Here is a 16,197-nt window from a genome sequence, read left to right on the forward strand (position 1 = left end):
TCATATCCCTCCAGTTGGTTTCATTCCTGTTTTCAGGCAGCTGGCGGCAGCCGCGGCATTCATGCCGGGACAGCCGCTGCCCCCGTGATTAGAAATCCAATTCGATTGTGCTTGCGAGATGTTTACTTTTGTTTACTTTTTCGCTTAATTGAATGTCTTTTAAAGGAATGGATGGGTTTCTCATAATCGCCGAAAGGATCATGACGTAATCCTTGGCCAATACAGCAATGGTTTTCTTTTTAAACAGTTTTGTACAGTAATCAAAACTGCCCTGAATCTCATCTTGATCTATTAAGAAGTTCAGCTGTAAATCAAACTTGGCTGCCGTCTCTGTTTGTTCATAAGGCCTGACTGCGAGAGAGTCCACTTCAATATCCGTTTGTTCCGTATTTTGCAGGACAAACATCGTATCAAACAATGGATTGCGGCTTAAGTCCCGTTTTACACCCAGTTTTTCAACTAATTCTTCAAAAGGATACTCTTGATGTTCAAAAGCCTTCAGCATGGTTTCTTTCGTTTCCGTTATATAATCCAAAAATGTCTTTTCCGCCATCGGAGCGGTGCGGATGGCTAATGTATTGACAAACATTCCGATAATAGGTTCCAAATCCGCATGCGGTCTCCCCGCAATAGGTGTGCCGACGACGATATCACCCTGACCGCTGTATTTAGCCAGCAGTATGGAATAGGCCGAGAACAAAATCATGTAAGCGGTCGTTCCGGTCAATTCTTCCAGCTGCTTTATCCCTTGGGTGACAGTCTTATCGAGCGTAAAATTGTGCCTTTTCCCATCAAAGCTTCTAACCGGCGGTCTCGCAAAATCTTTCGGCAGCTCAAATGAAGGCAGCTCTTCATGAAATACACCAAGCCAATACCCTTCCTGCTTCTTGATTCGTTCTCTTTGCTCTTTTTGATGTTTCCATTCCGTAAAGTCTTTGTACTGAATACGGAGCGGAGCTAACTCTTTGCCGTCATACAATTGAATCAGTTCTTCGACAAAAATATTCATGGAGGCGCCGTCCGTGATGATGTGGTGCATGTCAAACATGAAAATATGCAGGTCTTGTTCTAACTCGATGAGTCCGGCCCTGAGTAATGGAGCCTGGCTGAGATCGAACGGCCGCACGAAGGTGCGGAAACATTCCTCAACCTCGTCAGCTGTTGCCTTGTATCTTTCCATCGAAAACTCCGCTTGCGGTTTGATCACCTGCACCGGTTCTCCGCGGACCAGCTCAAAACCGGTACGCAGTGATTCATGACGCTGGATCAGTCTTTGGAAAGCGGTTTGCAAGCGATTTATGTCGAGTTTTCCTTCTAATGTAAGGATTCCCGGCATATTGTAGCTCAGTTCTCCGCCTTCTATTTGTGTTGACAGGTAAACCATCTTCTGCACGGAAGATACAGGATAGACATCTTTTGCTTTGGCTTTCGGAATGTAATCCGGCCCGTTGGTTTCAGCTCCTGCAATTGCCTTTGCCATTTCCTCAACTGTCGGACATTGAAAGACCTCTCTTAATGAAATGTTTTTGCTGAATTGCTTATGAATTTTGGCGATGAGCGTCATCCCCCGCAACGAGTGGCCGCCCAAATCGAAAAAGTTATCTTTTACACCTATTTCTTTTACCTTCAAAACGTCTTGCCAGATGCATATCAGCTGCTCTTCCATATTCGTCCGCGGAGCAACGTAGTCGGTTCCCGTTTGTAAACCTGCTTCAGGCATCGGTAATGCTCTTCGATTTACTTTTCCATTGCCGGTTAGCGGCAGTTTCTCAAGCTGGATGAAGTATGAAGGGATCATGTATCCCGGTATTTGGCCAGCAAGTTTTTCTTTCAGCTGACTGATCGAGAGTGATTGCTCCGCTGTAAAATAGGCATATAAATCGATTTGGCCATCGGTATTTTCTTTTGATAGGACAACTGCTTCCTGTACGTGCTTGAGAAGAGCGGCCTCCACCTCACCGAGTTCAATCCGGTAACCGCGGATTTTGACCTGGTGGTCTCTCCTTCCCGCATATTCAATGTTTCCGTCAGGAAGGTAACGGGCCAGATCGCCTGTTTTATACATCCGCTGATTCGAGTCATATGGGTGCGGAACAAAAGTTTCGAGTGTCAAAGGCTCCCTGTTATGATAGCCTCTGGCAAGGCTCGCTCCTGAAATACAAAGTTCACCGACGATTCCGACAGGCTGAAGCGTTCCGGCTTCATTCAAAATGAAAATCTCCGTATTTGAAATCGGTTTGCCGATCGGCTGAAGCTCCTGATCTGTATCAGGATCGACGGTATACATGGTCACAACATGCGTCTCCGACGGGCCATAATGATTATGCAATGTGACTTGATGGCGTGCCAGCATGTCACGCAGCATACTTGTTACGATGAGCTGTTCTCCCGCAGCGATGATGTGATCCACGCACGCGGCAAACGGTTCGAAATATTGTTTCTCTGAGGCAAGGAGCTTAAGGAACGCTGTCGGGAGGAATGCTGTTTGTATCCCGTGCGTTCTGACAAAATCATTGAGCTGACGTATGTCACGTTTTGCCTCATTGCCGATGATAAAGAGTGTTCCTCCGCTTGAAAGCGCGGAGAACATTTCTTGATAGCAGACATCAAAGCTCATCGCGGCAAATTGCAGCACTCTGTCAAAGCGAAGCTGCGTATGATCCTGCTCATAAGCGAGCAGATTCGTCATCGTCTTGTGCTCCAGCTGAACTCCTTTCGGCTGCCCCGTTGTGCCTGACGTGTAAATAACATACATTAAATCATTTTCCGAGCAGGAAAGATTAAGATTGTCTGCTCTGCCTTGATATATCATCGGATCATCAAGCTGAAGCGCTTCTCCTTCAAAGCGCGGCGGAATAGCGTGGCCTGCACAAGTCAAAAGCACACCGGCACCGCTGTCTTTCAGCATAAAAGCCCGCCGTTTTTCGGGAAGCTCCGGATCAATAGGAAGAAATGCTGCGCCGGCCTTTAATATGGCTAAAATGCCGATGATCATATGTGGTGAGCGATCCGTGAGAACGGCAACAACCTGATCAGTGCAGGCCCCCTTATCTTGAAGGATGCGCGCCAGCTGATTGGAACGCTCATTCAGCTGACGATAAGTCAGTGTCTGAATTCCAAACATGACGGCTTCATGATCCGGGTTAAGCTCAGCCTGCTGCTCAAAAAGCTGATGAATCGTTGTCGGAATTCGTTTTTCCGCAACTGCAGTATCGTTAAAGAGTTGCTGAATGTCTCCTTCCTCTTCCTTGGTCATCATATTCAAACGAGCCAGCTCGGCATCAGGCTGTTTAATAATCGAATCAATCAGCTGCACAAAATGCCCCATCATGCGTTCGATCGTTTCCGGTTTAAACAGAGCCGTCAAGTATTCCATTGTGAACTGAATACCCGACTCTTCTTCCACAGCCGTTAAGGTTAAATCAAATTTAGCCATCGTATGTTCGCTTGGATATGGTTTGAAAGTGACGTCATTTATCTCTAACTGTTCCTGCTCCGTGTTTTGAAGCACAAACATGGTGTCAAACAATGGATTACGGCTCAAGTCTCTGGCGATATTCAGTTGATCGATCAGCGCTTCGAACGGATAATCTTGATGCTCATAAGCTTTTAATGCATTCTCCTTTACCTCGGACAGATACTGAGAGAACGTCTTCCCTTTTTCAGGGTAATTTCTCATGGCCAATGTATTCACAAACATTCCGATAATCGGTTCCAAATCGGCGTGCGGTCTTCCCGCTATAGGACTGCCGACAATTATGTCTTCCTGGCCGCTGTATTTTGAAAGCAATAATGTATAAGACGCAAGGAGCACCATATATAAAGTCGATTCAGTTTGGGATGCCAGCTGCTTTAACCCGGCGCTTTTTTGCTTATCAAGCGTAAACTGCATTGTGGCTCCCGCAAAATCCCGTGCCGACGGCCGGATATAATCGGTCGGCAGATGAAGGACAGGAACGTCGCCGCTGTACAGCTCTAACCAATAGGCTTCTTGATTTTGGATCTGTTTTAACCGCGCTTCGCCGGTCTGCCATACTGCGTAGTCCTTGTACTGGATGCGCAAAGGCGGTAATGTTTCTCCTTCATAAATGCGGATAAATTCTTTAATCAATACACTCATGGATGTTCCGTCAGAAATAATATGGTGCATATCAAACATCAGAATTCCGCGGTCAGGTTGAAGTTCAATCAGCCCCACGCGAAGCAGCGGCGGCTCATCCAGATGAAATGGACGAATAAATTTGCGGATATAAAGGTCCGCATCATTTTCTTCTGCCTGATACCACTCTGCTTCGAACTTTGCGTGATCTAAGACATACTGAACGGGTTCTCCGTCAGCCATTTTAAAACCGGTGCGCAAAGATTCATGGCGCAAAATCAGCGTGCGGAAGGCTTGCTGCAGCTTGTCGCGGTCAAGCTTGCCTTCGACAGCCATCAGTCCCAGCATGTTGTAACTGAGTTCTCCGCCTTCCAAGTGATTCAGGATGTACAACCGTTTTTGTGCTGAGGATACCGGATAATAAGGTCTTTTTTCAATTGCAGGAATCGCAGCATATCCGGTCAGCTCCGTCTTCGTGATCGTCTGTGCGAGCTGTTCAATGGTTGGGAGACGGAAGACGTCCCGCAAAGGAATTTGGACATGCAATTGCTTTTGTATTTTTGCAATCAGCGCCGTTGCCCGCAGGGAGTGTCCGCCGATCTCAAAAAAGTGATCTCTGATCCCCACCTGCTCTAATCCGAGGACATCTTCCCAAATTGCTGTCAGCTGGATTTCTTCCGAAGTTTGCGGCGGGACGTACTCTATGCCGCCGTCACGCTTTTTGACCGGAGCCGGCAATAACTGACGATTCAACTTCCCGTTTGGCGTCAGCGGCATCTTATCCAGCTGCACAAATTGAGCCGGGATCATATATCCCGGTAAATGCCGGGCCATTCTTTCGCGAAGTTCACTGATCTGTATTGTCTTATCCGCAGCAAAGTATCCGCACAAGTAATATTCATCATCTGCATCTTTAAGGGCAGCTGCGGCGGCTTCTTGAATATCAGGAACGTTAAGCATCACCGATTCGATTTCACCGAGTTCAATCCGAAAACCTTGAATTTTCACCTGATGATCAATCCGGCCGATATATTCAATATTTCCATCCGGCAGAAGGCGGGCCAGATCACCGGTTCTGTACATTCGGTCCTCCGGTACAAACGGATCGGCAACAAATTTTTCGTCCGTCAGTTCCGGCAGGTTCAAGTAACCCCGCCCGACACCGTCCCCTGCAATATACAGCTCGCCTTGGACGCCCGCCGGCTGCAGCCGTTTTTTTGAATCAAGAATGTACATGCGGTTTCTGCCTAACGGCTTGCCTATAGGGACATAGTTTTGGCTGCGTGCCCACGCATTGGAAGAACATTCAATGTTGAACAGAGACGCGTCTACGCAAGTCTCCGTAGGCCCGTATACATTGGTAATCCCAGGTGAAGCGCCATGATCGCCGAATAATTGCATGAGCTTATTTACCGTCGTTTTGGAAAGAGCCTCTCCTCCGATTAAAAGATGCTGAAGCGGAACTCCCTGCAAATCACCTGCAGCTATCAAAAGCTTTAAGTGGGCAGGTGTTCCGTCGGTGATGTCAATCGAATGCTGCCGATAATAACGGCATAAGGCAGCACCGTCTGACACAATCTCTTTCGGAACAATAAACAAGGTATGTCCTGACAGCAAGGAAGCATACATTTGCTGAACAGAAGCATCGAAATAATATGGAGCGAGCATGGCTACATTCAGCTCCGCATCGTAGGCAGAGTAAATTTGGCGTCGAAGTCCTTCAATCAGGTGAATGACCTGGCGATGTTCAATTAACGTGCCTTTAGGCTTGCCTGTCGTACCGGAAGTATAAATGGCATAGGCCAGTTGACTGGACTGATAAGAGAGTGCAAGACTGCTGTCTTTTTCGTGATAGAAATGTTCCTCCATGAGATCGATACATGTTCCTGAGAAGCCGATGTCATCCTGCAGCTTCCCGCGGTAAAGCAATACGCTGATGCTTGAATCATTTAAAATATAACTGATGCGTTCAGACGGAGAATCAGGATCTATCGGCAAATATGCGCCGCCCGCTTTTAAAACTCCCAAGATGCCTACAATCATCTCAAGCGAGCGTTCAGTCATAATACCGACAAGCTTATCGTTCCGCACACCTTTTGCCTGCAAGGTTCGCGCAAGCTGATTGGCACGCCGGTTCAGTTCTCCGTAGGTGAGTTGTGTACCCTCGAATACAACCGCTGTATTGTCTGGAGTACGATGCGCCTGTTCCTCAAACAGCTCATGTATCGTTTGTTCAAGCGGGTAATGCATGTCATTAGACTGAAAGCGGCTGAGCAAATGTTCTTTTTCTTGCCGAGAGAGAAGCTCCAATTCTTCTATTTTGACAGACGGCTGCTGTAATACTTGCTGCATGAGCTGTTCAAAATGTCCGCAGATCCGCTCCACTTCTGATTTTTCATATTCGTTTTCATTAAAACCGAAATGAACGGCCAGCTGTTTGCCAGGTATGACAACTACATTCAAATCATAGTGGGAGTGTTCCAGCATATGAAAATTCGTAATGTTCAGCTCCGTACTATGATGTCCCGTCTCTTCGACCTGCTGACCGATCGGATAGTTTTCAAAAATCATGATATGGTCAATCAGGTTCTGCTTTTGTTCCGTTTGGGTCTGAATTTCGTATAAAGGATAGGTATCGTATGATTGGGAAGCCAGAGCGTTTTGTTGAACCATTTGCACCGTATCAGCAAAAGTGCTGTCCTCATCGCAGCGGATGCGAACCGGAATGGTATTGATGAACAGGCCGATCATCTGTTCTGCATCAGGAATTTCCGCCGGTCTTCCCGACACGACACTGCCGAAGACAACGTCTGCGGACCCGCTGTATTTCTGTAATAAAACTCCCCATAACGTTTGGATCAACGTATTTAATGTAACCTGATGCTGATTTGCGATCTGCTGTAATTGTTTTGTCTGTTCGTGATCAAATCGGCAGATCACATTGGCATAGGCGTATTCTTTTTGTTCATGCTGCTCTATTTTATGAAGAAGCGTGGTTTCACCTTTATATCCTTCGAGATACCCGCTCCAGTACCGCTTTGCCGCTCCCTGATCTTGGCGGTCAAGCCACTCGATATAGTTGCTGTAAGGAGCTGCCGATGACGGTTCTGGTTCCCTGCCTTCTTGTAAGGCGCGATAATGATCAAACACTTCCTTCGTGATAAGAGACAGGCACCAGCCATCCATCACAATATGATGGAAGCTCCAAATCAAATGATATTTGCGGTCTTCCATACGGAAAATCGCTATGCGCATCAGCGGATCCCGAGCCAAGTCAAATCCTTTTGCCTTATCTTCTCTTTGATAGGCTGCGATTGCATCCTCTCTCAGGTGCTCCTCTATATCACGCAAATCTGCAAAATGAATTTGCGGTGTTTGCGTTTTATAGACAATTTGTAAAGGAGTATCGTTCCAGCCGCTGTAAAAACGGGTTCTGAGCACGGCGTATGTTTCAAATAATCGTTCAAGGCTTGCTTTAAACCAATCAATCTTTAATTCTCCCTGCAAATCGAACGATGCTTGTTCAAAATAAGAACTTGAGGCCTCGTCCAGCAGGCTGTGGAAGAGCATTCCTTTCTGCATCGGAGTGAGCGGATACACGTTTTCAACCTCACCTGCATGCGGCAGTTGAATGAGGAGCTGATCCAATTCGTCAATCGACATGCCTTTTAACAAAATATCGCTTGGCGTCAGTTCCGATTGTTCTCTATGGACGCAATGCGTAATGATTGTCCGCAGGCGGCTTTGAATCGTTTCCGATAACCGCATGATCGTTTCTTTTGCGTACTGTTTGCTGCTGTAGCTGATCGTAAGCTTCAGCCGGCCGTCGGTGATCATTCCGTTTATATTCAATACATACGGTCTTTCTTGATTTCCGCTAGAGTCTGAACCGCAAGAATAAGAAGATAATTGAACCCCATGCTGCTGTAAATCTTGGTCAAACTGTCCCAGGTAGTTAAAGCTGATCTCAGGATTGAGTTTCGATGGCATTCCGCCGCTTAAGTACCTTGCTATTCCATATCCGATCCCTTTATGCGGAATTTGGCGCAATCCTTCTTTGGTCGTCTTGATATAATCAGAGATCTCTTTGCCCGGCTGCGCGTGCAGCACAACCGGATACAGACTTGTAAACCATCCGACCGTGCGGGAGATATCTATATCTTGTATAATCTGTTCTCGGCCGTGTCCCTCTAAATGAATCGGAATTTGTTTCAGTCCTGACCAATGCGATATGGAAAGACCGAGAGAAGTTAAAAGCAAATCGTTTATCTCCGTGTTATAAGCGCGATTCGCTTGTTTTAATAGCAGCTCCGTTTCCTCTTTCGTCCATTCCACAGTTGCTGTTTCACTGTCTTTTGCAGTTGTATGGGTTTCATGAAAATCTTTAGGCAGCGGTTTGACTTCGGTTTGTTCGATCTTTGTCCAATATTCCTGTTCCTGTTTTATGGTTTCACTTTTCGCATATTCTGAAAGTCTCTTAGCCCATAATTGGAAAGAGTCTGTTTTTTGCGGCAGTTGAATCACTCGCCCATTCTCGGCTTGCTTGTAGCCGCTAACGATATCTTCCAGTAAAATGCGCCATGAAATCCCGTCTATAATCAAATGATGGATGGCGATGAGCAGATGATCTCCATTTGCGCATTGAAACAACCCGGCTTTCATTAACGGCCCATCACTTAAACGCATACTGCTTTGTATCTCATCAGCTTTGGCTTCAATTGTCCGTCCCGGATCGGAATCTTCTTTCAGATTCAGGACTTCTAAGCGGTACAGTCCGCTTTGGGCGATTTCTTCATTCTGTGCCTCGCAGTCATTTTCCGTAGTCCGGAACGTCATGCGGAGCGCATCGTGATGTTCAGCAAGTTTTTGCAGGGTTTGACGAAGCTGCGTTTCCTGAAAACCTTCCGGCGCATACAGCATGACGGCTTGATTATAATAATGCTGATCTGTCGTTATTTGTTCGAAAAACCAATGCTGAATAGGAGTCAGGCTGACTTTTCCTTTGACCTCACCTTGATCGGCTATACGCAGATTCTGCTTGATATGCGGACTCAATTCTGCAATTGTTGCATATTGAAACAAGTCTTTGATTTCCATTTTGTATCCTTGCTGATTTAATCTGGAGGATACTTGAATGGATTTAATGGAATCTCCGCCAAGGTCAAAGAAATTATCAAGAATACTGACGTTTTCAGCGCCTAATACCGATTCCCAGGCAGAAACTAATATTTCTTCCGCTTTTGTTCGGGGAGCTTTATACTCTGCTCTGTCCTGCAGCTCGAAATCCGGAGCCGGCAGCCCTTTTTTGTTTATTTTTCCGTTAGAAGTTAAAGGCATTTCATCAAGCTCGATAAAATAAGCCGGAACCATATAACTTGCAAGGGTATGAGACAATTGTTTCCGGAGCCGGGCAGCCGTTGTTTGCCCGCCGCTTACGTAATATGCACACAATTGTTTAAACCCGTGGACATCCTCTCTGGCTGTAACGACAGCTTCCTTGATCGCTTCTTCTTGAAGCAGTGCCGCCTCGATCTCGCCTAATTCGATACGATAGCCTCTGATTTTCACTTGTTCATCTATTCTGCCCGCATATTCAATGTTTCCGTCCGCCAGCCACTTCGCCAAATCTCCGGTCTTATACATCTTCGCTCTGGGTTCAAACGGGTCATCGACAAATTTCTCTGCCGTTAATTCAGGACGGTTCAAATATCCTCTTGCCACACCGGCGCCGCTGATATAGATTTCTCCCGGCACTCCGATCGGCGCGGGTTTCATATTCTCATCAAGAACGTAAATGCTCGTGTTTGCCGCAGCGGTTCCGATCGGTACCGATTCCCGTCTGTCCTTTACGGCATCATAACGGTAAATCATGCAGCCGACAACGGTTTCCGTCGGTCCGTACTCATTGCATATTTCAACCCGGCCTTCGAACTGTTCATGAATGCTGCGGGCTAACCGGGTGCTTAAGTTTTCCCCGCCCACAATCATTCTTCGGACAGCCGTTTGATCGGCAATGTTCATTTCTTTCAAAACCTGCAAATGGGCCGGAGTCAATTTAATGATATCCACCCTCGGGTCCCTCACAATCGATTCAAGCAGAGCGGTTTTATCTTCTCCGTCATAGACGATGATTGCATTTCCTGTGACAAGCGGTGTGAAAATAGAAGTCACCGTCAGATCAAAAGAAATTGACGAATACAATGGGAAGTTGGCTTTCTCGCCTTTTACATAAACCTCTTTCGCCCACCAAATATAATTGGTCAAGCCTTGGTGCTCGATTAGTACGCCTTTCGGCAGGCCTGTGGAACCTGACGTATAAATGACATATGCCAAATGGCTCACATCATTTATCGGAGCAAGGTCAGAGCCATCTTGGTGATAAGAACTTTCATCGTCAAGTAAAACCGTGACGCCTTCATAGGCAAGCTGTTTCCTGACGTCCCGCTGCATTAAAACGATTCCGGCTTGGGAGTCATCCAGCATATACCGTATGCGGTCTTGCGGATATTCCGGATCTATAGGGACATAGGCTCCCCCTGATTTTAAAACGGCAAGGATTCCGACCACCGATTCGATGCTGTTTCTCGTGATGATGGCTACAGGCTGATCCGTCTGGACTCCTTTCGCTCTTAACGTTCGCGCGAGTCGGTTGGCCCGCTTATTGAGCTCTCCGTACGTGAGCTGCCTGTCCTTATCAATGACGGCTGCTTGATCGGGCGTACGCTGCGATTGCTCTTCAAATAATTGATGAACCGGCGTCTGCGGAAACGGCGCGGCCGTGTCGTTAAGCGTCTGCAGAAGGGTTCTTCTTTCGCCTTCCGTTAACAATTCCGCTTGATCCACCCGGATATCCGCATTTGTCACGACTTGTTGCAGGATTTGCATGAAATGTTCCCGAACCCGCTCTATGCTTGCCCGATCATACACATTTGCATTGTATTCAAAAGAGATGGTCATCTCGTCGCCCGGTATAACGGTCAAATTAAAATCGTAGTTGGTCTGTTCTTCCATTTGCACGTTGGAGATCGTGATGGATGTTCCGTTCTGGCGGCCTATACTTTCCATATACTGATCAACCGGATAATTTTCGAATATCATTAAATGTGTAATTAAATCTTGTTTTTGCCTTGTACGCGCTTGAATATCGTACAGCGGGTGCGTCTCAAATTGTTGAGACGCTACAGCCCTTTCCTGCGCCTCTTTCATAAGCTCGGCAAACGTTGTCCCGGCTTCGCACCGGAACCGGACAGGAATGGTGTTAATGAATAAGCCGATCATGGTTTCCACGTTTGGAATTCCAGCAGGTCTTCCGGATACAACACTTCCAAACACAACGTCCCGGCTGCGGTTATATTTCTGCAGCAAAACCGCCCATGCCGTCTGCAGCAGCGTATTCAGCGTGACATGATGCTCGCCTGCCGTCCGCTTCATTTTCGAAGTGAGATCGGAGCTTATGTCACACGTCACTTTTTCAGGAACGTATCGTCCGTCTTCCGCTGCATGATGATCCTTAGGAAGGCCGGTTTGCTCCTCATATCCCTCCAAGTACTGATCCCAATAAGCCGTGGCCTCTTTCGCATCTTGCCGGCCGAGCCATTCAATATATTGACTGTACGGAGTAATTGATGATTGTTCAGGCTGCTTTTGCTGAAGCAAGGCAAAGTAATTCTCGAATATTTCTTTTGTAATCAGCGGCAGGCACCAGCCGTCCATCAAAATATGGTGGAAGCTCCAGATAAAACGGTATGTCTTTTCATCCGTACGAAGGATGAATAGCCGCATTAACGCGCCTTTTTCTAAGTCGAACCCCCGCATCTTATCTTCTCGGGCATACTGCTGAATCATCGCTTCTTTTTGTGATTCCTTCATCTCTCGTAAGTCATTGAATTGAAAACCGATTTTTTTCGTTTTGAATATGATTTGGAGCGGCTGATCCTTCCAGCCTCTGTAAAAATTCGTGCGGAAAATATCATATTTTTGCGATAAGCCGTCCAAGCTTTTTGAAAATGAATCAATCTCCAGATCTCCATGCAGATCAAACATCGTTTGCTGAAAATAAGCACCTGAATTCGGATCAAATAAGCTGTGAAACAGCATGCCCTTCTGCATCGGCGTTAATGGATAAATATTTTCCGCTTCGCCTAATTCACGCGTCTGCTCCAAAAGCTGTTCCAGTTCGTCGATTGAGATATCTTTTAACAGGATGTCACTTGGTGTGAGAGAAGTCTGCTGCCGGCTTACGCAATGCGCAATGACTTCTTGCAGACTTTCTTTCAACCCTTGGGCAAATTGCGCCATAGTAGATCTTTCGTATTGTTTGCTGCTGTAGCTCAGTGTCAGTGATAATGTCCCTTCGGTAATCATGCCGTTCAAATCAAGCACGGCCGTTCTCTCTTGGTTTTCGTTCATCGATAACCCTGTGGAATATGGCGATATGTGCAAAGCCTGATGCTTCAGGTTTTGGTCAAATTGTCCCAAATAGTTAAACGATATCTCCGGATTCAGCTGCAGGCTGTCGGCTTCCGGATGCCCGGATATATATTTGATGATGCTGTAATTCATTCCTTTATCAGGGATCCGGCGCAGCCCTTCTTTCACGATCTTGATCCGCTGCGACAGGTTTTTTCCGGCTTCCATTCTCAGGACGACAGGGTACTGGCTTGTGAACCATCCTATCGTGCGGGAAATGTCAGCATCCGGAATAATCGGTTCTCTCCCGTGGCCTTCTAAATTCACGACAATGTCTTCCGTGCCTGTCCACTTGTGAACGGCCAGCCCTAACGAAGTCAGCAGCAGATCGTTGATATCCGTGTTGTAGGCGCGGTTCGCTTGTTTTAATAATTGCTCCGTTTCCTCTTTTGTCCATTGAATCGTCACTTCTTCGCTGTCTCTTAATAACGATCCTTCGCTGATAGTGTCTTTAGGCAATGGCTGAGGCTTTATGCTTGAAAGCTCAGTCCAATACGCAATCTCCTCTTCCATATCGGTTTCCGCCGCATACTTGGACAATTGATCGGCCCAGAATGGAAACGAATCTGTTTTTTGCGGGAGCTGGATCGTTTGTCCGCGTTCTGCCTGCTCATAACCGCTTGCAAAATCCTCGAGTAAAATACGCCAGGATACTCCGTCAATCAGCAAATGATGAATTGCAATCAGCAAATGATCTCCGTCCGGACATTGGAACAAACCGAGCTTCATCAATGGCCCTTTGTCTAATACCATACTGCTTTGAATTTCATTCGCTTTATCAGCAATCGCTTGAGCCGGATCGGTTTTCCCTTTATAATTCATCACTTCCAGATGGTATAGTTCACTTTCATCTGTTCCTGTAATTCGCGGAGCGTATCCATCCGGCGTTTTTTCAAAAATCATCCTCAAGGCATCGTGATGCGACGCGATCTGTTCTATCGTCCGGCGAAGCGGAGCCTCTTTAAAGCATTCCGCCGAATATAACATGACGGCCTGATTGTAATGGTGTGCATGCGGCATGTTTTGTTCAAAAAACCAATGCTGTATCGGGGTCAGCTTGGTTCCGCCATTCACTTCTCCTTGATCAGCCACCCTGCTGACCGGCGCTACAAACTGACTAAGTTCAGCAATCGAGGGGTGTTTAAACAAATGCTTCATATCAACCTTGTATCCGGCTTGATACAATCTGGATGATACCTGAATTGATTTAATCGAATCTCCGCCAAAATCAAAGAAATTATCCAAAATTCCTATACGTTCTGCCCCTAATACTTCTTGCCAGATGGACGCCAGCAGTTCTTCTATTGTGTTCCGCGGGGCTATGTATTCGTATTCCGCCCGCGTATTTTCGTCAGCAGCAGGCAAAGCTTTCAGATCAATCTTCCCATTGGAAGTGAGCGGAATGCGTTCCAATGGGATAAAGCGGGAGGGAATCATATAATTGGGCAGTTCCCGGGATAATTCTTTTCTGAACTGCGCTGCTGTCAAAGAAGGCCCGCCGACATAATAGGCATACAATTGTTTGGACCCGTCTGCGTCTTCCCGCGCGACGACTGCGGCTTCACGAACGTTTTCCAGATTGAACATGGCTGCCTCTACCTCGCCGATCTCAATCCGGTAGCCGCGAATTTTTACTTGATGATCAATCCGGCCTAAATATTCGATTCTTCCATCCGGCAGCCATCTGGCGAGATCCCCCGTTTTATACATCTTTTGACCAGGGACATGCAGATGCTCCACAAATTTTTCCTCCGTCAATTCAGGGCGATTGAGGTAGCCGCGGGCCACTCCCGCTCCTCCGACATACAGCTCTCCCGGTACGCCGATCGGCTGGATTTGATGGTGCGCTCCTAAAATATAAGCTTGATGGTTGGCCACCGGGCTGCCGATTGTGATCTGTTCATCAGCGGACTGAACAGGGTGAAATGTAGATACCACGCTGTTTTCTGTCGGTCCGTATTCATTATTGATCCGAATGCGAGGCTGCAGAGAATGCAGCTTCTCAATTGTATCTGTTTCCAGCTGCTCACCGCCTACAACAACATGCTGAACATGGATGAAGTCCTCTGCATTCATCTGTTCGATCATCGTTTTCAGAAGACGGGGAGAGGTTGAGAAATGAGTAATTCTCTCTTGTTTTATGGCATTTTGAATGGCGAAAGTTTCTTTATTCTCTTCATTAGGCAATAGGTGCAAAGTTGCCCCCGAGATGAGCGGGCCGAAGAAATTTAAAATGAACGCATCAAAAACATACGGGTACAAGACAAGCACGCGATCCGCCGGAGAATGCTTAAAAAACGCCTTCTTCCATTGGAGCGAATTCACAATGCCGCCGTGTTCAACCATGACTCCTTTCGGCTTTCCTGTTGTACCCGACGTATAAATGACATAGGCTAAATGGCTGTGTCCCGCTGCTGGTGATAACAATGAGCTATCGGCATGGTATGATGTTTCATCATTCAAATCAATCACCGGGCCGTCAAAGGTGAGACTGTTTTTTAAATGACGCTGAACAAGGAGAACGTCTGCATCCGCATCATGAAGCAAATATTGAAGCCGCTCTTTTGGATATTCAGGATCCAGGGGCACATAAGCGCCCCCTGCCTTCCAAACGGCTATAATGGATACGATCATCTCTAATGAACGATCAGCGAGAATGGCGACTAACGTATCGGGTTGAACCCCGCAATTACGCAATGTTCTTGCCAAACGGTTCGCCTTCTCATTCAGTTCCCTGTACGTCAAATGGTCGTTTTTAAACTTGACGGCCGCATGCTCAGGCGTTCTTTCTGCTTGCTCTTCAAATAATTGATAGACTGTTCTGCTCCCGGAGAAATCTCTGACGGTGTCGTTAAAATCAAACAATAGCTTCTGTTTTTCCGCTTCCGGTAAAATCTCTGCCGTATGGATCGCGGCTTGAGGCTGAAACAGGATCACAGACAGCAGCTGATCCAAATGGGATACAATTTGATTGATATAGCGCTCATCGTACAGATTGCCGTTATAAAAAAGCTTCAAATGAACCCCGTTGTTCTCCAAATCAAAGTGAAACAGCGTATCGGCTGCAGTATCTTCTTTAAATTGCAAGGAATGAATTTCGTTAAGCGAAACGACGGTATGAATCAACGGCAGATGCTCGTCATTGTATTGCACGCTCAGATGCTGAACCATTTTTCTAAACGGCAGGTTTTGATTTTTCAGAGAATCATTAACGGCTTCTTTCAGCTGCCCGAATACGGTTTTAAATGTACTCTCGTTTGAAAGCGTATTTTTTAAGAGGACAATGTTGTTAACGGCTGACTGGCCGGCTTTTTGCTTCGATACCGTCGGAATGCCAAGAATCAGGCTCGTTTGATCCGTATATTTATATAACAAGCATTCAATACCCGCCAATAAAATCAGATAGGCCGCCATATCGGAATGATTCGCCATTGTCATGATTCTTTGAGATACTTCCGGAGATAAGGAACGGCAGATGCATTTTTCCTGGTAGCCGGTACGGGCCAACGACGCTTTATCCGCTGCTTTAAAGTAAGGGAATGCGCTTAGTCCGTCTTCTTCATCAAACAGGTTTTCCCAGTACGTTTCTTGGTTTTTAAATACCGACATTGGAGCACCTCATTTTATAT

Annotated in this window: 1 protein-coding gene; it reads right to left on the bottom strand. The window is 46.6% G+C overall.

The features are described 5' to 3' along the window. Window positions 1-88 precede the first annotated feature (88 nt). On the bottom strand, window positions 89-16,177 hold the full coding sequence (locus L3V45_RS09010) for a non-ribosomal peptide synthetase (protein ID WP_236837359.1): 16,089 nt from the start codon (window positions 16,175-16,177) through the stop codon (window positions 89-91). Window positions 16,178-16,197 lie beyond the last annotated feature (20 nt).

The sequence above is a fragment of the Bacillus sp. R45 genome (assembly GCF_021729365.1).
Lineage (GTDB): Bacteria > Bacillota > Bacilli > Bacillales > Bacillaceae > Bacillus > Bacillus velezensis.

What these genes read in the sequence shown, in the direction of transcription:
- L3V45_RS09010 (WP_236837359.1), bottom strand. Translation starts at nt 16,177, where the DNA reads ATGTCGGTATTTAAAAACCAAGAAACGTACTGGGAAAACCTGTTTGAT.